Here is a 21928-nt window from a genome sequence, read left to right as displayed (position 1 = left end):
TGTTATGGGAAAATCAACTTCACAAAAAGTAAGAGTCGGTGTTTTTGTTGTAGTGGGAACAATTTTACTTGTTGCCGCGCTTTATTTCATCGGCAATCAACAGCACTTGTTCAGTAAAAATATTGAACTCTATGCAACTTTCGGTAACGTAAATGGGTTAACCTTGGGCAACAATGTGCGCTATTCCGGAATAAACGTGGGCACTGTGAGCAAGATTGAAATGATTGAGGAAGGAACCATCACCATTCAAATGAAGGTTGAGGCCAAAACCTCAAGGTTTATTAAAAAAGACGCCATCGCTTCCATCGGGTCAGATGGATTGGTAGGAAGTATGGTGGTGAATATTATTCCGGGGAAAGCTCAAAATGCACAACCAGTAATTGCGGGCGATACCATTCAATCTTACAGTAAAATTGGAGCAGATGATATGCTCTCAACACTAAATACTACCAATGAAAACGCTGCTTTATTGACTGCAGATTTGTTGAAAATAACCAATAAAATTTTAGAGGGCAAAGGTACTTTTGGAGCCCTAGTTACAGATACTTTGTTGGCGCAGGATTTAAGGCAGACGGTGGTCGAGCTCAAAAAAACCACTACCGGAACTTCCGCTGCAATTTCACAAATCAATACTATTATTTCGAAGCTTAATTATGATGAAAGCGCTGCTGCGGTACTTTTGAGCGATACCGTTTCCACCAACCAAATAAAAAGAGTTTTTGCTAACCTTGAAAAATCCAGCGATGATATTAATGAAATAACCAAAAATCTGGATGAGTATATCACAGAAATTAAATCTGGAAATGGAACCTTGAATTATATTACTCAAGATGAGGTTTTGGTAAAAAATATTGACTCTACTATGGTTAACATAAAAGAAGCAACCGAAAAGCTGAACGAAAATATGGAAGCCTTAAAACACAATTTTCTTTTCCGCGGATATTTCAGAAAATTGGAGCGACAGGAAAAGAGAGAAGACAAGGAAAACTGATTTAAATTTGGTATTTTCGTTCATTAAAAACCAACCAAAAAATTTCTTGCATGCTCACAGATTTAAAAGAAAATTTCACCAATATTTTTGAAGACGCCCTTATTGAAGAAATAAACGAAGTTGGCACTTTAAAAGAGGTTAAGGAAGGCGAGAAACTCATTGAGATTGGTGACTATGTGCGCTCCATGCCCTTGCTTATTTCCGGAGCGATAAAAATTTTAAGGGAAGATGATGATGGCGATGAGCTCTTGCTCTATTTTCTGGAACGTGGTGATACCTGTGCCATGACTTTAACCTGCTGTTTAGGGCAGACAAAAAGCGAAATTCGCGCTATTGCAGAGCTTGATACAACCTTGATAATGATCCCGATCCAAAAAATGGAGGAATGGACGGGCAAGTATAAAAGTTGGCGCAATTTTGTATTCCAAAGTTACCACGAACGCCTCACCGAAATGCTTGAAACAATTGATAGTATTGCATTTTATAATATGGATGAACGCTTGGTAAAATATCTTCAAAACAAAAAAAAGGTAACCAAGGATTCCCTAATTAATTCCACCCATCAGGAAATTGCTTATGAGCTTCACACTTCGCGCGTAGTGGTTTCACGACTTCTAAAAAAGCTGGAATCAATGGGAAAAATTGAACTTTACAGAAACAGCATTAAGATAGTTTCACTTTAATTTTCAAGTTAAACCTAATCATTTCATTTTAAAAGGTTTGAATTGTAACTTTTGTTACTGTCAATTGCGTTGTATAAATTTACTTTTGAAGTGTCCACAACTTTATACTCAATATATGAAATTTTTAGCCACACTTTTTTTGATCAGTTTTTTCACCGCTTGCAATACCAATCCTAGCGACAAATATTTGGCGATTGCTGAAAATACTGAAAACACCGACACCAAAATAATTCAGGAGCATCCCGGCAAGAAATTGATGGAAAACAACTGTTACGTTTGCCACAATCCAAAAACTGCTGAAGATGCAATGATTGCCCCGCCAATGGTTGCCGTGAAGATGCATTATATTTCTGAAGGTACTTCAAAGGAAGAATTTATTAGTGCAATGGTGGAATGGGCCAAGAATCCTTCCGAAGAAAAATCAAAAATGCCGGGCGCTGTCAAGAAATTTGGTTTGATGCCCTATCAATTCTACCCGGAGGAAACTATTGTGCAAATTGCAGATTATATGTTTGATAATGAAATAGAAGAGCCCGAATGGTTTGATGCCCACTACAAACAAATGCACGGCGACCGACCACGGATGAAAGGCAAAATGGGTCGCGGAATGGGCAGTGGTAAAGGAATGGGGAAAAACCAAGAAGCAAATGCACAACCTACTTTAAAAGAACGCGGCATGCAAATGGCCCAGACCACCAAGGCCGAATTGGGTAAAAACCTGATGGGCCAAATACAAAAAAACGGGGTTATCGCTGCCCTCGACTTTTGTAACGTCCAAGCTCTACCTATTACAGACAGTATGGCTACTGTCCATAAAGCATATATTAAGCGCGTTACGGATAAACCGAGAAACCCAAAAAACAAGGCCAATACTGCGGAATTGCAATATTTGGATAATTTTAAAAAACAAGTTGCTGCGGGTGGTGAAGTAGATCCCATTATTGTGAAAATGGGCGTGGAAACAGAATTCTATTACCCAATCGTTACCAATTCCATGTGCTTAAAATGTCATGGCACCCCCGGTAAGGAACTTGAAACGCTCACTTTGTCCAAAATTCAGGAATTATACCCAACGGATAAAGCTACCGGATACGGCGAAAATGAAGTACGTGGCATTTGGAGCATTCGATTTGAAAACTAGCACATGAATTTTTACGAAACTTTTTGGAACCATAAATATTTAAGTGATGATACTGGCTGGGATATTGGCTATGTTTCCACACCAATAAAGGAATATATTGATCAACTTACAGATAAAAATTTGAAAATATTGATTCCCGGTGGTGGTAATTCCTATGAAGCGGAATACCTTTTTAATAAGGGGTTTTCTAATGTTTTTGTGGTGGATATTTCTTCCATCCCGTTAAAGAATTTTGCGAAACGCACACCATCATTTCCAAAGAAAAATCTTTTGCACTCAGATTTTTTTGAATTAGAGGATACTTTCGACCTTATTTTGGAACAGACTTTCTTTTGTGCTTTGGAACCATCACTTCGTGAAGAATATGTCAATAAAATGGTACAACTGCTTAAACCGGGAGGGAAACTAGTAGGGCTTCTTTTCAATATTCCTTTAAATAACGATAAGCCACCATTTGGAGGCAATAGGGAAGAATATCTCGCACTTTTTAAAGAAAAATTTAAAATAGAAACCTTGGAAACAGCTTATAATTCAATTCCGCAAAGGGCAGAGAATGAATTGTTTATAAAACTTTTAAGGCTATAAACTTGATGATAAGTAGCTCTTTTCACCCATAAAACAAAAAATGGAATTGTTGGAAATATTCGGATATGGTGGTGCCTTGTTAATTGGTTTGTCTTTGGGTATCATCGGGGGTGGAGGCTCAATACTTGCTGTTCCTGTTTTGGCTTATTTGTTTTTAATTGATGAAAAAGCGGCTACCGCATATTCGCTATTTATTGTTGGAGCAAGTTCCTTGGTTGGTGGCTTAAAACAACATTTTAAAGGATATGTTGATTTGCGAACAGCGATTGTATTTGGTATTCCAGCTATCACGGGAGTTGCTTTGGTTCGGTATTTTGTTATACCTGCATTACCGGAAATATTAGTTACAATAGGCAGTTTTCAGTTTACTAGGCGTATGGGGATGTTTGGCCTTTTTGCAGTTTTAATGATTCCCGCAGCTTTCTCAATGCTTAAACAGAAGAAAAAAGTTTTAACACCCAAAAGTTCAGAAGTAAAATACAATTACCCCTTAATCCTACTTGAAGGATTGCTAGTGGGGGCTGTTACAGGATTGATTGGAGCCGGTGGTGGTTTTTTAATAATTCCCGCACTCGTAATACTTGCTAACGTGGAGATGAAAGTTGCCATTGGAACTTCCTTAATTATTATAGCAATTAAATCGTTAATTGGATTTTTTCTAGGTGATGCGCTAACCATGACAATAGATTGGACTTTTTTACTACGCTTTACAGGCATATCTTTTATAGGAATTTTCATTGGCAGTTACATAAGCAACTTTATTGATGGCAGTAAGTTGAAAAAAGCATTTGGATATTTCATTTTTGTAATGGCCATATTTATTTTCTATATGGAATTTATAGTAAAAGGATAGTATGTAACCTATGTTACTGTACAATGCTAGTTAATAATTTAATTTTATCTAAAATTTAAAAGCAATAGTTGAAATTAATTATTATGGAAACAAATTTAGAATTACTTCAAGTAAATCCAATGCCAAGAATTGGCGATATGGCTCCAGATTTTGAAGCCGTTACTACAAAAGGAAAAATAAAGTTCTCAGACTTTGCCAAAGACAAATGGATTGTGATGTTCTCGCATCCAGCCGATTTTACACCGGTATGTACCACCGAAATGAGTGGTTTCGCACAGCGAAAAGGAGAGTTTGATGCATTAAACACAGAGCTTTTAGGACTAAGCATAGACAGCATACACGCACATTTAGGCTGGGTTCAAAATGTACGCGAAACTACAGGCGTGTATTTTGATTTCCCAATCATTGCAGATATAGATATGAAGGTTTCAAAACTATACGGAATGCTACAGCCCAATGAAAGTGAAACTGCCGCAGTGCGCGCCGTATTCTTTATAGATCCCAAGAAGAAAATTCGTTTAGTGATGTATTATCCATTGAATGTTGGTAGAAATATGGATGAAATTTTACGCGCCTTGGAGGCCCTTCAAACATCAGATAAATATGGGGTTGCAATGCCTTTGGATTGGAAAAAAGGCGATAAAGCTATCGTACCGCCACCAAAATCCTTAGATGAATTAAATACAAGGTTGGCAGATGATACTGTTGAAAAAGTGACTTGGTATTTAGCAAAGAAAAATATTTAATTACCTATAAAAAATCAGTCTTGCGTTTTTAAACCAAAGACTGATTTTGTATTTTTAAAAAAAAGAATTTTTAGATTATGAAAATTAAACAATTTGAATACGAACCCCTTTCACATTTTTCATACGCCATTATCAGCGATGGTAAAATGGCTTTGGTCGATCCTGAAAGAGACCCGATGCAGTATTATAAATATGCAGAGGAAAACGATGCCAAGATAGTTGCCGTTTTTGAAACGCATCCACATGCCGACTTTGTGAGTTCCCACCTTCAAATTCATAACGAAACAGGCGCAACATTATATTGTAGTGAGAAAACAGGAGCAGACTATCCTCATGCATCTTTTGATGATGGAGATGAAGTTACAATGGGCAATACCACCTTTAGGGCTATAAACACGCCGGGTCATTCCCCCGATAGTGTAACCATTGTTGCCACGGAAGAAAACAAGACTGCGTTATTTACAGGCGACACCCTTTTTGTGGGAGATGTGGGTCGTCCCGATTTGCGCGAGAAGGCAGGACATATGAAAGCCAAACGTGAGGAACTGGCAAAGATGATGTATGATACCATTCAAAATAAATTTACCGATTTGCCAGACACAGCCTATGTTTACCCAGCCCATGGAGCAGGCTCCCTCTGTGGGAAAGGAATGAGCGAGGACGCTTCATCAAGTACTTTGGGCAACGAACGGATTGGCAATTGGGCATTTAAAAAACAAACTGAAGAGCAATTTGTAAACCATTTGCTGGATTCCCAACCTTTCATTCCCCACTATTTTGGATATAATGTAGATGTAAATAAAAATGGTGCAAAAAACTTACGTACGGCGCTGGGAGGTATTCAGTTTAAATTGGATGTGGATAAATCAGAAAAGGATGCGCTGATTATCGACATTCGGGATGAAGAAGATTTTAAAAAGAACCATTTGCCGGGAAGTATAAACATTATGGCTACTTCCGACACGTCAAAGTTTGAAACCTGGTTGGGTTCAATTGTTCAGCCATCTGAAAAATTCCATTTGGTTGTCGATTCCATTGAAAATGCTGACAAAATTCTTCACCGTACGGCTAAGATTGGTTATGAAGCCAATGTAAAAACAGTGTTTACCCTCGGGAGTGCCAGTTTTGAAAAATCGGCTGCTTTCAATTTGGAGGATTTCAAAGAAAATACAGAAAAGTACACCATTGTTGATATCCGTAATGAAAGTGAGGTATCCGAAGAGAAATTCTTTGACAAAGCCATTGCTATTCCACTACATCAATTGCGCGAGAAAGCCGATGAAATTCCTACGGACAAACCCATAGTGGTACATTGTGCAGGAGGATACCGCAGCGCTGCCGGCAGCAGTATTCTGGAGAAAGAGTTGAAGATTGAAAAAGTTTATGATCTAAGTGACGATATTGAGGATTTTAAATAATCACAGTTTTACACCAAAGGCCAAATCGCCAGCATCGCCCAATCCCGGTAGAATATAGCCTCGGCTGTTAAGTTTTTCATCAACAGCCGCTATCCAAAGATGTGTGTTTTTCGGAAATATATCTTGAATATATTCTATTCCGGGTTTGGCGCCGATGATTGAGAGAATGTGAATCTGCTTTGGCGTACCGTGGGTTTTAAAAGCTTTGAGAACATTCTCCAAAGTCCTTCCCGTTGCCAACATTGGATCAGTCAAAATCAAGGTTTTATTTTCAATGGAAGGGGAGGCTAAATAATTAACAATTACTTCAAAATTGTCACTGCCATCAGTGTGGTGTCTATATGCCGAAATATAGGCGTTTTCGGCCTTGTCAAAAAAACTTATAACCCCCGTGTGAAGGGGCAGGGCCGCCCGTAAAATGGAACAAACTACTATATCTGTTTCGGGTACTTTCATTTCCTTTTCCCCCAACGGCGTTTTTACCACTTCCGTTTTATAGTGAAGTGTTTTGCTCATCTCATAACTGAGAATTTCCCCAATACGCTCAATATTTTTTCGAAAGCGCATGGAATCCTTTTGAATGGAAACATCGCGCATTTCCAAAATAAACTGATTAAGAACTGATTTTTCGTTGCTGAAGTCGTGGACTATCATAATTTAAAAGGCTTGGTACGAAGTTATAATTTCTGAATGACGAATGGAATATTTCATTGAGAATATTTCTGCTGTGTAACAAAAGTTACTGTTTTTCCAAATAAATAAAATCAATTTTGAAGAGTCTAATTGTCTCAATTTTATATGATTAAAATCATTTTAGGGTTTTATTCATTGATGTAAATTAGACATTTAAAACCTTCGAAAAATGTCAAAAATCGTAATATTGGGTGCAGGAATCTCGGGTCACGTAGCTGCCTCACACCTTCGCAGAAAACTGGACAAGACCCACGAAGTAATCGTGGTTTCGCCCAATAGCAATTATCAGTGGATTCCCTCAAACATCTGGGTGGGCATTGGCCGAATGAAATCAAAGGAAATACTTTTTCCGCTTGCACCTTTATATAAAAAGAAAGGAATTGGTTTTAAGCAGGCGAAAGTTACCTCCTTTTATCCCGAAGGCGATAGCGAAACTGAAAAGCCATTTGTGGTGGCTGAATATGTTTCCGCAGAAAAAAGAGGCGAAACCGAAAGAATAACTTACGATTACCTCATAAACGCCACAGGCCCCAAGCTCAATTTTGAAGCTACCGAAGGATTAAACCCCGGAACAAACAAAGCGTATTCGGTTTGTACCTATACCCACGCAGACCACGCCAACGAAGGTTTACAGGCCCTAATTGCTGAAATGAAAAAGGGTAAAGAGGCAAAAATTGTTATTGGCACAGGCCACGCCAAGGCCACTTGCCAGGGCGCCGCTTTTGAATATATCCTCAATGTGGAGCAGGAATTACGCCGTCAAAAGGTTCGCGACAAAGCTAAAATCACTTGGATTTCCAACGAATATAAATTGGGAGACTTTGGAATGGACGGTATGTTGCTAAGCTACGGCAGCAACATTATGAAATCGCACGAAATGGTCGAGATGGTTTTTGAAGATCGCAATATCGATTGGATTTTGGGCGCAGGCGTGAATAAAATTGAAAACGGACTTGCACATTATGAAACTTTGACCGGGGAATATAAAACCATTGAATACGATTTTGCGATGCTGATTCCATCCTTTTCGGGCCACGGTTTCAAGGCTTTCGATAAAAACAATAACGACATTACGGATAAACTTTTTAAAGGATTTATGATCGTGGATGCAGACTACGCGCCAAAACCTTATGAAGAATGGACGGTGCAGGATTGGCCCGAAACCTATCAAAACCCAAGCTATAAAAACATTTTTGCGCCGGGGATTGCTTTTGCACCGCCACACAGTATTTCCAAACCCCGTAAAAGCCCGAATGGAACTGATATATTCCCATCACCCCCGAGAACGGGGATGCCCTCTGGAATTACGGCCAAATTGGTTGCCGATAATATTATAGACAGTATAAAAAACAATACGGAATCCTTGCACCATAAAGGCTCTATGGGCAATATGGGCGCGGCCTGTATCGCCTCTGCGGGCTTTGGGATGACTAAGGGCAGTGGGGTTAGTATCACTACCTTTCCCATTGTGCCAGATTACAAAAAATATCCAGATACCATGGGCAGAAAACTGGGAAAAACCTTTGGAGAAATCGGGCTGGCAGGCCATTGGCTGAAACTGATGCTGCACTATGCCTTTATTTACAAAGCCAAAATGAAACCTTTTTGGTATTTAATTCCTGAATAATTAGGTAGTAGGCATTAGGCATTAGGCATTAGGTAGTAGGTAGTAAAGTTAGAATGATAGGTAATATTCAAAAACCAATAATAATAGTAATAAAAATAAATAATAAAAAATGACACAGAGAATATCAAAATTCAAACGCTTTGTGATGATGAACCCCATCATCCAATTTTTTAAATTCATTTTTTTAAGTCTTAAAGTATTGATAATAGTGGCCGGAGGTCATGGAGGTACGCGGGAAGTTCATAAATAATGTCATTTCTATATGCCAATGATTCAAGATTATTGACTAATTTCACCTTTTAATGAAATCACTATTTGCCATATCATTTTCTTTTCTCGTTTTATTCCAAAGCGTAGGTATTGGCATGCAGGATATTCTTCTGCTCGGACGCTTGGTGCAGCACGCTGAATATCATTCTGAAAATTATGGAGACGATTTCTTCACTTTCGTTGAAAAGCATTACGGATCCCTAAAAACGGAACATCAACAAAATCATAAAGAGGAAGATCAGGAGCACGAAGAACTCCCTTTTCAGCATATTTCCTGCCACCATGCCTCAACTGATGTCGTGCTGGTTCCTTTTGATATTTCTATTGTAAAAGTGGAAATAAATACACAGCCATCGCACAGCTTCCACTATGAAAATTTATATTCTTCTCTTGAAAAATTCTCTATTTTTCAGCCACCTAAGTTTGCATAACTAGATTGACCTTTCTCGGGAATAATTATTTCCATTTTTCTTCTAGGGTCACAATTTACCGGTTCACAGCGGTCACAATCAATTTTTATTATTTCGATTTTCAACGATTTTAAGTTGAAAAAAGATAAACTTATAATTTGTTATGCTAACAAAAATCATTCAATTCAGTATAAAAAACAAACTCATCATCGGCTTGTTTACGCTGTTGCTGATAGGCTTTGGGGTGTATTCGCTCACACAGCTTTCCATTGGTGCAGTGCCAGATGTTACCAATAACCAAGTACAGGTAATTACCACTTCCCGCAATCTATCCACTCAGGATATGGAACAATTCATTACCTATCCCGTGGAGTTGGAAATGGCAAATTTGCCAGGTGTAAAGGAAATTCGTTCCACTTCAAAATTCGGGCTCTCCGTGGTTACTATTGTCTTTGAGGAAAACCTGGGCACTTATTTGCCACGCCAACTTATAGCCGAAAAAATCCAGTCAGCCGCCGAAAACATTCCCGAAGGTTTCGGCACCCCACAAATGGGTCCAATAACTACAGGTCTGGGCGAAATCTATCAATACATTCTGGACGTAAAGCCTGGATTTGAGGATAAATACTCAGTAACGGAACTCCGCACCATCCAGGATTGGATCGTGAAACGACAACTCTCGGGCATTCCAGGCGTAGTGGAGGTGAACACTTGGGGTGGATATTTAAAACAATATGAAGTCGCCATAAACACCAATAAGCTGAACGCTATGAATATTACTGCCCAAGAGGTGTTTACGGCTTTGGAAAAGAACAACAGTATTTCGGGCGGCGGCTATATTGAAAGGGAAAACCAGGCTTATTTTATTCGCGGCGAAGGCTTGGCGTCTTCTCTTGAAGATATTGGAAATATCGTTGTAAAAAACGAAAACGGTTTCCCTATTTATGTGAAGGATATTGCGAATGTCCAATTCGGAAGCGCGCCCCGTTTTGGTGCAATTACCGGAAACGGCGAAGGCGAAAAAATCCTCGGTCAAGTAATGATGTTAAAGGACGGCAACTCAAACCAAGTTATTGAAGCTGTAAAAGAACGCGTAGCAAATATTTCCGAATCGCTGCCCGAAGGGGTGTATATCAATCCAGTTTTGGATCGCAGCGTGCTCATAGGCAAAACCACTTTTACCATTGCGGAAAACCTCATTTTTGGGGTACTAATTGTAATTTTTGTCGTGGTGCTTTTATTGGGAAACCTACGTTCGGGGCTGGTGGTTGCTTCCGTAATCCCGCTGTCTCTGCTTTTCACGCTTTCGCTGATGTACCTTTTCGGTGTAGATGCAAACCTGATGAGTCTTGGCGCTATCGACTTTGGGATTATCATTGACGGTGCAGTGATTATTGTTGAATTTGTAGCATTTCAGATAAGTAAAAATGCCACCAGCCTGAACGCCTTTTCTTCCGAAGAAAAACAACTGGCTAAGGATGAACTCACCGTAAAAAGCGCATCCAAAATGATGAATTCCGCCATCTTTGGGCAGCTTATTATCTTGATTGTTTTCATTCCAATCCTTTCACTCAGTGGGGTAGAAGGCAAAATGTTTAAACCCATGGCGCTTACATTCAGCTTTGCATTAATTGGGGCGATGGTGCTTTGTTTTACCTACGTTCCCGTAGCGGCTTCCCTATTTTTAAAACCTACTATAACTTCAGAAAAAAATATTTCAGTTCGAATAATGGCTTTCCTGAACCGTTTTTACGAACCGACAATTCGTTGGGCCTTAGGTGCTAAAAAGTTGGTGTTGGGCGTGGCAATATTAATTCTGGCTTCCACGATATATCTTTTTTCAACTATGGGGGGCGAGTTTGTCCCAACCTTGGACGAGGGCGATTTTGTGATCCAACCGGTACTTAAAACGGGTACTTCCCTCAAAAATACAATTGCCATTACAACACAGATTGAAGAAATATTGATAAAAAACTTCCCCGAAGTAGATCAGGTAGTAAGCCGTATTGGCGCTGCTGAAGTACCCACAGACCCGATGTCTATGGAGGAGAGCGATGTTATAATCACTTTAAAACCCAAAAAGGAATGGGTTTCGGCAAAGAGCAAAAATGAATTGGCAGAGAAGTTTAAGGAGGCCTTGGCAATTATTCCAGGAATGGAAGTAGAATTTACCCAACCCATTGAGATGCGCTTTAACGAACTAATTACGGGAGTTCGCGCAGATATTGCCATCAAGATTTTTGGAGAGGATCTCGAAGTGCTCAACAAAAAGGCTAATGAAATAAAAAACCTTGTTGAAAACGTGGAAGGCGCAGATGATATTACGGTAGAAAAAGTAGTAGGTCTGCCAGAAATGAATGTAAGCTTCGACCGAGCAAAAATTGCACGCTACGGCCTTAACATTGAAGATTTAAATGAAATGATATCTATGGGGTTTGCGGGTAAATCCTTGGGGAGCATTTTTGAGGGTGAAAAACGTTTTGACCTTGTGGTACGGTTGGACGAAAACAACCGCCGCGATCTTTCCAACCTGCAAAACCTATATGTTGATACCCCTTCCGGAGAAAAAGTGCCATTGCGTGAACTAGCGGAAATAAAATACACAAAAGGTGCTGCGAAAATATCACGGGATGATACCAAACGGCGCATTGTGGTTGGTATAAACGTTAGAAGTCGCGATCTGCAAAGCGTGGTGGACGATGTTCAAAAACTGATTGATGAAAACATACAACTTCCCGTGGGCTACACCATTGATTATGGCGGGCAGTTTGAGAATCTGCAAAGTGCGAAAACCAGACTGCTGTTTGCAGTTCCAGTGGCATTATTGCTAATTTTCTTCCTTCTGTATTTTGCCTTTAATTCCGTAAAGGAGGCCCTGATGATCTATTCTGCAATTCCTTTGGCGGCGGTGGGGGGCGTGTTGTTGCTTTGGGTGCGCGATATGCCTTTTAGTATCTCGGCAGGCGTAGGGTTTATTGCGCTTTTCGGGATTGCGGTACTCAACGGGATAGTGTTGATAGAACATTTTAAGGAACTCAAAAAAGAAGGTATGAAAGATAAAAAAGAACTTATCGTATTGGGTGCAAAAGACCGTTTGCGAGCGGTTTTGTTGACCGCTTCGGCTGCAGCACTTGGCTTTTTACCAATGGCAATTTCTACCAATGCGGGCGCGGAAGTGCAACGACCACTGGCAACGGTTGTTATTGGTGGCTTAGTAACAGCTACTATTCTAACTTTGGTTGTTTTGCCGGTTTTGTATTCAATTTTTGATTCAGATAAAAAGAAAATAAAACTCCGAAAATCTAAGCAGAAAACTTTACCGATGGTAATTGTAATATTCTTGCTTGGCTTTTCTGGGGTGGCACAGCAAAATCCCAAAACATTGGAAGACTTACAGCAAATGGCTTTGGAAAACAATGCTGGATTAAAAGCTTTTTCGCTTCAAAAAGAGGAAGCAAATGCTTTAATTGGGAGTGCTTTCAATTTTGATAAAACCACGGTCTTTTATGAATTTAATGAAAATGATTTAGGGCCAAACAATGAGCCACTCGAAGTTTTTGGTGTGCAGCAGGGTTTTCTTTTCCCGACGGTATATTTCGCCGAAAGGAATGTCAATAAAAGGCAGTTTGAAATGCAAAGTAGCCAATACGAACTTCAAAAGCGCAAAACGGAAGGGGTGGTAACCGCGGCTTATTATCAGTTTCAATTTGAGAAAAACAGGGAACGTGTTTATCAAAGTTTGGATAGTCTTTACCAAAACTTCGCCCACGCAGCCCAGCGCCGTTTTGAGCTTGGGGAAACCAATTATTTGGAAAAGATAACTGCCCGTGCCAAACAGCGACAGTTGGAAACCGATTTTAGGCAGAGTAGGGAAGATGTGCAGATTACCCTAGAGCGTTTGAAAACAGTTGTTCAATCCAAGGATAGCTTGCAGGTTTCAACCCAAACTTTGGAAAAACTGAAACTTTCACTTTCCAGTATGGATGAGCACCCAGCAATAGACTATTATGAAAATAGAACAGATTTTTTTAATGCAAAGCGCAGTCTTGAAAAACAGCATTTACTTCCGGATATCAGTCTTTCCTATTCCTTGGGAAGCAATTCGGGCTTGAGCCAGAATCTCTATGCTTATCAAATTGGTTTAAAAATCCCTTTGCTTTTCAGCGGGAATGCTTCGAGAATAAAGGCTTCGAAAATTGCGGCAGATGTGAGCCAGCAGCAGGCGGAGGATTATAAAATTCATTTGAATTCGCGAAAGGCGCAGTTGCTCAACGAGGTTTCAAAATATGAGGAAGCCCTTCAATATTATGAAACTGAGGGAAAATCGCTTTCCGAGGAAATTCTGAAAACCGCAAACATCGGTTTCAAAAATGGGGAGATAGATTTCTTTCAATACATCCAAAGCCTTGAAAACGCCTATGAAATTGAACTGCAATATCTCGAAAACCTCAACAACTACAATCAGGCGGTCATCGCCCTAAATTATTTAACGCTTTAAATCATACATTATGAAATATATAAAATCACTTTTGTTGCTTTTGGCTTTGGTCTTAACCGCCTGCAACAATTCCGAAAAAGAAAGTCCCCTCCTAACCTCCCCAGAGGGGAGGGATGACATTGTAAATCTCACTAAAGCCCAGTTTGAAAACGCGAAGATGGAGATAGGCCAACTCACCGAAAAACCCTTTGCAGAAACCGTACAAACCAGCGGAATGATTGACGTACCGCCACAGAGCCGGGCCGTGATAAGTGCTTTTGCGGGCGGTTATATTAAAAATACGCCTTTATTGGTTGGCAATAAAGTTTCCAAAGGACAACGTTTGGTAACGCTGGAGAACCCTGAGTTTATAACGATGCAGCAGAATTATCTGGAGACTGCCGAACAGCTTTCCTATTTAAAGTCGGAATACGAGCGCCAGAAAATTATGTTTGATGAAAAGATCACTTCACAGAAAAGTTATCTGAAGGCCGAAAGCGAATACAGATCCAATCTGGCACGTTACAACAGCTTAAAGAAAAACCTTGAAATGCTGAACATAAACCCCGCATCTGTTAAGGCTGGCAATATTGTTTCAGCAGTAAATATTTACAGCCCCATTGATGGCAACGTGACCCAGGTTTTTGTAAACACGGGCACCTACGTTTCTCCGGCCGATAAGATTATGGAAATTATGAATACGGACCATATCCATTTGGAATTAAAGGTTTTTGAAAAGGATCTGTTGCAATTGAAAAAAGAACAGGAAATTCTCTTTACCGTTCCCGAGGCCTCAAAAGAAGTATTCAAAGGCGAGGTGCATTTGGTTGGGACTTCCATTGATCCCAACACGCGAATTGCAATGGTACACGGGCATATTGATGAAAAGGACGAGCAAAACTTTACCGCCGGCATGTTTGTGGAGGCACAGATTGTTACGGGCACTTCAAACCAATGGGCGCTTCCGGAAAACGCCGTTGTGGAAATGGAAGGTAAAAACTATGTTTTATTGATTAAAAACGAAAGTGCCGAGGAATTTGAAATCCTTCCCGTAGAAGTGAAAATTGGATCAACTTACAATGGCTTCACAGCGATTGGGAAATCGGAAGAATTTAAACCTGAAACTAAATTTTTAACCAAAGGTGCATTTGTGCTTTTAAAGGAAGAAGGAGGGGGGCACGATCATTAAGAGCCGGGCGTTATTGAGATTGCTTCAGTCGTGCCTTCTTTGCAATGACCTCTCGACTCCGCTCGAGGCAGGCTCTCTCGACTCCGCTCGAGGCAGGCTCTCTCGACTCCGCTCGAGGCAGGCTAGCCAACAGATTGTTTCAGTCGTGCCTCCTTTGCAATGGACAAGGGGCTTGCCATCCTGAATGAGCTAAAGTTGGGCAGATTGACTTAGTATAATGATGATATTAATATGTTATAATATATTAAATTTAGTTAATACGCTATATATATACTATAAACATACTATAAACATACTATAAACATACTATAAACATACTATATATACGCTATAAATATACTTTAATATTTATTTCATTTTGAATTTTTACTATATTAGTATTCAATTAAATCTTATAGTAATGGCAAAACAAACGGGAACATTAAAGTTAAAGGGAACCATTGGGGATATTAATTATTACAGATCCAAAAGCGGAGGGTATTTGGCGCGAGCGGCAGGAGGTGGGTTTCAAAAGGGTTCAAAGCACAAGGAAAGCATGGTGCGAACCATGGAAAACGCCTCGGAGTTTGGGCGGTGTAGTAAGACCAAGAAAGTTTTTCGCATTGCGCTTGCCCCATATTTATGCGTTCGCAAGGATGGAGAACTTCATGGGCGGATGGTTCAATTGTTTACCAAGTTGAAGGATTTGGACACTATGAATAGTCGAGGCAATAGGAGAGTGGGGCGTGGATTGGAGACACCTAAGGGTAAGCAGTTACTAAGGGATTTTGCTTTTACCCCTTCGTGTAGTATTACGGAGGTATTGGCTTGTTCCTTAAACTATGATTTTGATACCCGCACGCTTAGTGTTACAAATTTTGATATTAAGGATGTTGGTTTTCCTGCTGGGTCAACCCATATGGCGCTTACATTGGGGCTTTTGCAATTTGATTTTGATACGCTGGGCTACCAACTAAAGAACAGTGCGCCCCTATATATTGACAAGGAGTATAGTGCGACTTCCTTTGAGATGCAGACGGATTTGCCTGAGGTGGAAGGGACGGCTGTGGCGGTTTTGGGAGTGAAGTTTTATCAGAAGGTTGAAAGTACCTATTATTTGTTTAAGAGTGCTAATGCTGTTGGGGTGGAGGTTTTGGGAGTTAAGGGCGAAGGGTGAATAGGTGAGTGGGTGAATTTGTGAGTGGTGCGTTTGGATTTATTGAATAATCGATTTTGCTTTATCCTCCAATAAATTCATTTTCTGTTTTTCCTTTGACTGCGGTCAGGGTACCCTAGCTCAAGGCAGGCTAAATGTTGAGCAAGACTGAGATTACGAGGCCGATAGGTCGTGGCAATTTTTAGAGGTTGCTTTTAACATCCCCCTAGCCCCCTTCAAAGAGAGGATGATCTTAACTAGACCTTGGCAAATTAACTCCTTTGAATCTTCGATTTGCTTCACTTTGACAAGTTCAGTACAGGCAGTCGCTCCTCTTGTTGCTTCTTCGCAGTGACATTTCCGATGATTTACAAAAATTGTCATTGGGAGCGTAGCGAAGCAATCTCTAGCGGTGTAAACACCACCCGCTATAAACATTCAAAACATTTGTGCAGTTCCATGGGCACATCAGCATCATCAGATCCCTTTAAAGGCTGGGTTAGAAAATTTTTGCTTTGTAGCACCTTATAGAACTCCAAAGCATAACGATTCAAATTGTTACGCCGAGCAATTAAAATATCCCTTATTTCCTTGCCATGCAATTGATGAATTTCCTTTGGCCAAGTGGCTAATGCGTGGTCTATAGCCGTATCTGTTAAATGGGTTTTTATATATGCTGCCTGAGCCTGGAATGTTTTTTTTGACACCCCCTTTAAAAAATAAATATCAAAAGGATATACCAGCCCGGGCATATAATCTACTTCCTCCTGAAATGGACGCAATCGAGGCTGTACATTTTTGGATGCAATAATGCTGGGTAACAGGCCGTCAATGGTAAAAAAGGCATTGTCCCGATCACTGGCAAGTGGTATGGCGATATATCGGTCATTCTTTTTTTGCAAGAACCATCCCCATTGCTTGGCGTGGCGATCCCAGTCGCCTATTACGATATCAAAAAGCCTATTTCTCACCAGAGCCTGGGTATCGATATGTAATTTATCCCGGTGTTTGAATTTTTGCTCCTGTAATTCCTCCGTGTCGATTATAGCTATAATATTTTCAAACGCTGACCAATTTTCTTCACCTTCGGTTTCATATTCCAGCCAGTACAGTTTATTGCCAAAGCCTTCATTGTATTTACCCAAAGCCTCTTGGTTAGGAACAAATACCAACCGTGGGTGCGTATGAGGCAAGTGGACCGCCTCAGCTAGTTTTGCCACAACCATAGCCCCATAAGGGTGCTGGGCGGTAATGCCGTCAATTATTAAATTCTCAATTCCCAATGTTTTGGCGAATTCAGGTATGAGGGGTTCAGGATCTTTGGCAACACTTCGTAAGGTGTAAACCAGACCTTTAACACTTTTAAGTCGTAACGATTTAGTTTGTTTTCCACCTCCTTTTTTTAGTATGGTTAGTCCTCCATAGGTCCGGTCCAATAGAAGCACAGGTACCTTTACCGGTACTGCCCATTCTGCCCTGTATTGCTCACCTTGCATAATTTCTTTTAGCAACGCTCCCTCATAGATGGTCGCCGCAACCACGCTAACGCTATCCAGATTTTCAAAATTTAAGGTTTCCACATTTTGTTTCCCCACTAAAACATCAGTGTGGCCGGTATCGGGATGACTCCATAAGGAGAAGTAAATTATGGCAATAAAAAATAAAATAAGGCCGAGTAAAATCAGTATTATTTTTTTCAAATCTGGATATTTTTTTTAAAAGTAAGGAAAGATTATAATTATAAACAACTAATTCAATACTAGCATAAAATAATGGAATTGACACTTTTTCCAAAGCACGTCTATAGGTTGCTAGACACATTTAATGTGTCAATATAATAAATAGGGGAGTATGGTAGCTCCCCAATTGATAGCTGTACATTATGCGGGAATTTTAGCAGCAATATCCATTCGGTCCCAATTGCGGTGTTTTTTTATGGCATCCTTAAATGCCTTGGCATCGGCATTTATCAAAACCGCCTTGTCTTCGGTATGTTTTCCGGCGCTAATTTCACTTCGCTACGCTTTTTGAAATTCACTCGGACACCCGCGGATATGATTTTATTTCTATATATAATGAAATTGGTAATTTACTGGAAGTCAAGAAAGATGAAAATCTTAATTATTCCTGCTTTATAAATTTCCTACTATAAATATTCTGTTCTATATCAATAAGCTTCACAAAATACATTCCCATACTAAGCTGTTCAATATTTAGTTGTTCAATACCCTTTGGATTTGCTACAGTATAAATTAATTGTCCCAGATTATTAAACACCTTCGCATCAACTATGGGTAGCGCGCTCTTTATATTTAAGATGTCACTGCTAGGTACAGGGTAAAGTGCAATGGAATTTGTAGCATTTTCCTCAACACCCAAATTATCAATTACAGTGGTGATAACAGTATTAGTAATTACGGGAGGGTTAAAGTCGAAATAAATAGCGGCACTGTTAAGCATAAAGTCGCCCACTGCAATAGTGCTTTTTGGTTTTATCTTATATTGAATATATCCGTGCGAGTCGGGCTCATTGCTTGTGGAATCTGGCAAATTTATATTGTTAAAGATAAACTCTACTTGGTTTCCATCAGTAATTTCAATTCTATTGCTGTGGCTAATATTTTCAATCTGCAAGGTATTCCAATCCAAATTTGAATCAAGTTCATTGCTCACACTTACATTAATTGCCGACGCCGTACCCGTATTTTGAAAGCGGATGATGTAGTGCAAGTACTCATCGGCTTCCTCTATAAAAATGCTTTCGCCTTCTAAAACTTGAATATCATTGGGATCGTGGGAGCCTATAACTGTTTGATTTAATGTGAAGGTATTATCAGCTTCCGTTAAATCCCCGCTCACAGGTTCTATAATTGCATTATAAACCAATACATCATCAATCTGTGTGGTGGGAGGGGTTGCAACTTGAAAATTAATATCAATGCTTCTTGTCTCAAAAGGCTTGAAGTTACTGTAATCAAAAGTTATCGTACTGTTAGTTTGTGAGCTAAGGGGTTCGCTTGCGCTTAAAAAGTCAAGGCGCACATCATCAAAATTAACGGTTATAGCGCCATCAAGAACAGTAGTTCCCACATTGTTGAACACCATTTGATATTCGGCCTCAAAGCCCGGGCGTGCATCACCCAAAGGGTAAAATGTAATATTTAGATCGTTGATTACAGCTGTAGGTTCAACACAAAAATCTGCTAAATCGTTATTGTTTTGACCCGTAAAAAAAGAAGTATGCGAAGCGGGATTCGGACTGTAATAAGTAGGCAGTTCAGATGCTAGGGTAGTGGTGAAAGTGCCTTCATTGGTATAAAGCAGATACTCTCCGTTAGGTTGTGTAAATGTTGCAAAGCTATGGGTGCCATTATCGGTAATTACCATAACCTGCCTCATGGGTTCATCATTGCTTGTACAGCCGTTGCTGTCTAAATCGAGGGTTACGGTACCGTTTATAGTATTGCCCAAACGACCAAAGTTTTCATACCACTTCAAATTATCTCCCAAATAGGTACTTGCGAAGAGATCCTGAGTGCCATCGTTATTTACATCTGCGATAGCCATTCCTTGGGCACCATTCATTTTTAAATCAATAATTTGTTGCGGGCCAAAGGTGGCCAAACCATTGGTATTTTCATACCAAGAAATAGTATCAGCGCTATAATCGCCCACAAACACATCCATATCACCATCTTGGTCAGCGTCCATAGTTCTGATTAGCCAGGGTGATAAACAATTGGATGATATTATATTGCGTGATCCAAACGATCCATTGCCATCTAGATTTTCATACCATATAACGCTACTATACAAAATTGAAGTGCTCAGAATATCCATATCCCCATCCCCATCCAAATCAGAATAATAAATGTCTATCGCATTTAAAGGTTCATTTTCAATTATATTCTGTGGGCCAAAATTTCCTTGACCATCCATATTTTCGTACCATGCCAATAATTGACTGCCATAAGCGGCAACAATAATATCCTTATCACCATCACCGTCCAAATCAACGGTGTGGATGGATTCTGTGTAACCGATATTTTCTTCAACTGTTTGCGCTGGACCAAAAGTTCCCAATCCATTTAGATTTTCAAACCATACTATTCCCAAATTAAAGTCGAAAACTACCACATCCATATCGCCATCGCCATCGAGATCATCGGCATGCACTACCATGGAGCCATCAAGGTCGAGAGAAAAAGGCTGTTGTTCCACAAAGTTACCCTGCCCATCTATATTTTTAAACCAAGTGGCTGTATCATCATCATTTGAAGATGACAAAACATCGATATCACCATCGCCATCAAGATCGGCTGCATAAACTGATTGTACATAGGATAGGGTTTCTGCAACCATTCTAGGGGAGCTAAAATTGCCCTGCCCATCTAAATTTTTAAACCAAGTAATCGTTCCTACTTCTGAATTTGCCGAGACAACATCAATATTTCCATCCCCATCAAAATCGGCTGCCTCAATGCTATAGGAACCTTGTACACCATCAATAACACTCATAACAACTTCAGGGCCATAGATACCCTGACCGGTACTTGGATACCAAGAAATTTTGTCGCCATTGGTAATTGTAAGAATATCAAAAGCACCATCTTCGTTGATATCTGCTACATATGCAAGATTTTTTGTGGCAATAAGAGGTTGTTTGGAAGCAAAGTTTCCCTGACCGTTTAGATTTTCATACCAACCAATTTCATTTCCGATAGTCGCTACAATATCCAAATCACCATCATAGTCAAAATCTTCCAGGAGAAAACCGCGTACATCATCGGCATTAATTGATTGGGGTGCTGAAAAATTTCCTTGCCCATTCATATTCTCATAAAACATGAACCCATCTGCTTGTCCGGTACTCGTAATGATGTCATTGTCGCCATCGGCATCAATATCAAAACCGTATAATGAATAGGTGTTGAAAAGATCGTCATCAATCATGAGTTCCGGGCCAAAAGTCCCTTGCCCATCCAAATTTTCAAACCACACCGTTTTGTTGTCATAAAGTGTTGCAGCTACAATATCCAAATCGCCATCTCCATCCAAGTCGGATAAAGCTATATTTATAGCTCTGTCAACATTTGTGGTAATTATATTTTCAGGCCCGAAAACGCCCTGTCCATTTGTATTCTCAAACCAAGCAATCTTGTTCTCATTGGAAGAGGTGGCAACTACATCTAAATCGCCATCGCCGTCAATGTCTGCTGCAAGGGAATTTGAAATTCCCTCAACATTATCGGTGATTAACCTTGGAGTTCCAAAGTGGGCAGCACCATCATTGCGAAACCACACCACTTTACTGTTTTCGGCAGAGGAAACCAAAAGGTCTATATTGCCATCGTTGTCAAGATCAACAGCACTGGCAAACTTCGGGGCTTGAACATCAAAGGATATTATTTGCTGCGTACCTAAATTGCCAGCCCCATCATTTTTGTACCAAGCAATTTTATTGTCATGTTGAGAAGTCGAAACCATATCCAAATGACCATCCCCATCTAAGTCGGCTGCAAAAGCAGAATTAGCACCATTGGTACTTCCTTGGTCAATAATAGTATGTGGTAGAAAGCCCACTTGGGCAGTTGTTTTAATAAAAATACCTATCAGTAAGCTATTGAAGAGTAAAGACTTTTTCATTCAATGATTTTTTTGAAACGCAATATATTAAAATTTTGTTAATGGAAATGATGTTTTTGCGTTG

The 21928-nt window shown here is 39.9% G+C and carries 16 protein-coding genes; 13 read left to right on the top strand and 3 right to left on the bottom strand.

Annotated elements, in window-relative coordinates; translation table 11 throughout:
* Window positions 1-4 precede the first annotated feature (4 nt).
* From AC58DT_RS01505 to AC58DT_RS01475, 7 genes are all read left to right on the top strand, one after another.
* Window positions 5-991, top strand: a complete 987-nt coding sequence (locus AC58DT_RS01505) for an MlaD family protein (protein WP_497215006.1) — start codon at window positions 5-7, stop codon at window positions 989-991.
* 50 nt (window positions 992-1041) lie between these two features.
* Window positions 1042-1674, top strand: a complete 633-nt coding sequence (locus AC58DT_RS01500; protein ID WP_497215005.1) for a Crp/Fnr family transcriptional regulator — start codon at window positions 1042-1044, stop codon at window positions 1672-1674.
* Between the two features lie 115 nt (window positions 1675-1789).
* Window positions 1790-2815 carry a Tll0287-like domain-containing protein gene (locus tag AC58DT_RS01495; RefSeq protein ID WP_497215004.1) on the top strand — a complete coding sequence of 342 codons (1026 nt, stop codon included), beginning with the start codon at window positions 1790-1792 and terminating at the stop codon, window positions 2813-2815.
* Between the two features lie 3 nt (window positions 2816-2818).
* Complete coding sequence (locus AC58DT_RS01490) at window positions 2819-3400, top strand: methyltransferase domain-containing protein (protein WP_497215003.1); 582 nt, start codon at window positions 2819-2821, stop codon at window positions 3398-3400.
* Between the two features lie 40 nt (window positions 3401-3440).
* Window positions 3441-4253 (top strand): sulfite exporter TauE/SafE family protein, encoded by an 813-nt coding sequence (locus tag AC58DT_RS01485; protein WP_497215002.1) that lies wholly within the window; start codon window positions 3441-3443, stop codon window positions 4251-4253.
* A gap of 83 nt (window positions 4254-4336) precedes the next feature.
* Window positions 4337-4999, top strand: coding sequence for a peroxiredoxin (locus AC58DT_RS01480; protein WP_497215001.1), 663 nt, complete (start codon window positions 4337-4339; stop codon window positions 4997-4999).
* A gap of 77 nt (window positions 5000-5076) precedes the next feature.
* A complete protein-coding gene (locus AC58DT_RS01475) occupies window positions 5077-6417 on the top strand; it encodes an MBL fold metallo-hydrolase (RefSeq protein WP_497215000.1) in 1341 nt (446 codons plus the stop codon).
* Here AC58DT_RS01475 and upp read toward each other — a convergent pair whose 3' ends face one another.
* Complete coding sequence (gene upp / locus AC58DT_RS01470) at window positions 6418-7071, bottom strand: uracil phosphoribosyltransferase (RefSeq protein WP_497214998.1); 654 nt, start codon at window positions 7069-7071, stop codon at window positions 6418-6420.
* A gap of 208 nt (window positions 7072-7279) precedes the next feature.
* Here upp and AC58DT_RS01465 point away from each other — a divergent pair, with 208 nt between their 5' ends.
* The 6 genes from AC58DT_RS01465 (at window position 7280) to AC58DT_RS01440 (ending at window position 16239) form a co-directional block, all read left to right on the top strand.
* A complete protein-coding gene (locus AC58DT_RS01465; protein WP_497214997.1) occupies window positions 7280-8737 on the top strand; it encodes an NAD(P)/FAD-dependent oxidoreductase in 1458 nt (485 codons plus the stop codon).
* A 109-nt stretch (window positions 8738-8846) separates the two neighbouring features.
* Entirely contained in the window at window positions 8847-8987 is a 141-nt protein-coding gene (locus AC58DT_RS01460; RefSeq protein WP_497214996.1) for a hypothetical protein, read from the top strand.
* Between the two features lie 52 nt (window positions 8988-9039).
* Entirely contained in the window at window positions 9040-9438 is a 399-nt protein-coding gene (locus AC58DT_RS01455; RefSeq protein WP_497214995.1) for a hypothetical protein, read from the top strand.
* A gap of 142 nt (window positions 9439-9580) precedes the next feature.
* Window positions 9581-13915 carry a CusA/CzcA family heavy metal efflux RND transporter gene (locus AC58DT_RS01450; protein WP_497214993.1) on the top strand — a complete coding sequence of 1445 codons (4335 nt, stop codon included), beginning with the start codon at window positions 9581-9583 and terminating at the stop codon, window positions 13913-13915.
* A gap of 10 nt (window positions 13916-13925) precedes the next feature.
* Window positions 13926-15083, top strand: a complete 1158-nt coding sequence (locus AC58DT_RS01445) for an efflux RND transporter periplasmic adaptor subunit (protein WP_497214992.1) — start codon at window positions 13926-13928, stop codon at window positions 15081-15083.
* 400 nt (window positions 15084-15483) lie between these two features.
* The gene (locus AC58DT_RS01440; protein ID WP_497214990.1) at window positions 15484-16239 is read left to right on the top strand and encodes a hypothetical protein; all 756 of its coding nucleotides are present in this window, start codon (window positions 15484-15486) and stop codon (window positions 16237-16239) included.
* A 407-nt stretch (window positions 16240-16646) separates the two neighbouring features.
* Here the strand turns inward: AC58DT_RS01440 and AC58DT_RS01435 are convergent, their stop codons facing one another.
* Both AC58DT_RS01435 and AC58DT_RS01430 read right to left on the bottom strand, forming a co-directional pair.
* Window positions 16647-17918 (bottom strand): hypothetical protein, encoded by a 1272-nt coding sequence (locus AC58DT_RS01435; protein ID WP_497214989.1) that lies wholly within the window; start codon window positions 17916-17918, stop codon window positions 16647-16649.
* Window positions 17919-18339: 421 nt separating this feature from the next.
* On the bottom strand, window positions 18340-21864 hold the full coding sequence (locus AC58DT_RS01430; RefSeq protein WP_497214988.1) for an FG-GAP-like repeat-containing protein: 3525 nt from the start codon (window positions 21862-21864) through the stop codon (window positions 18340-18342).
* Between the last annotated feature and the right edge of the window lie 64 nt (window positions 21865-21928).

This window comes from Aequorivita sp. CRS11 (assembly GCF_059693805.1).
The sequence above is the reverse complement of the archived record's forward strand: the minus strand, read 5'-3'. Positions and strand labels throughout refer to the sequence as shown.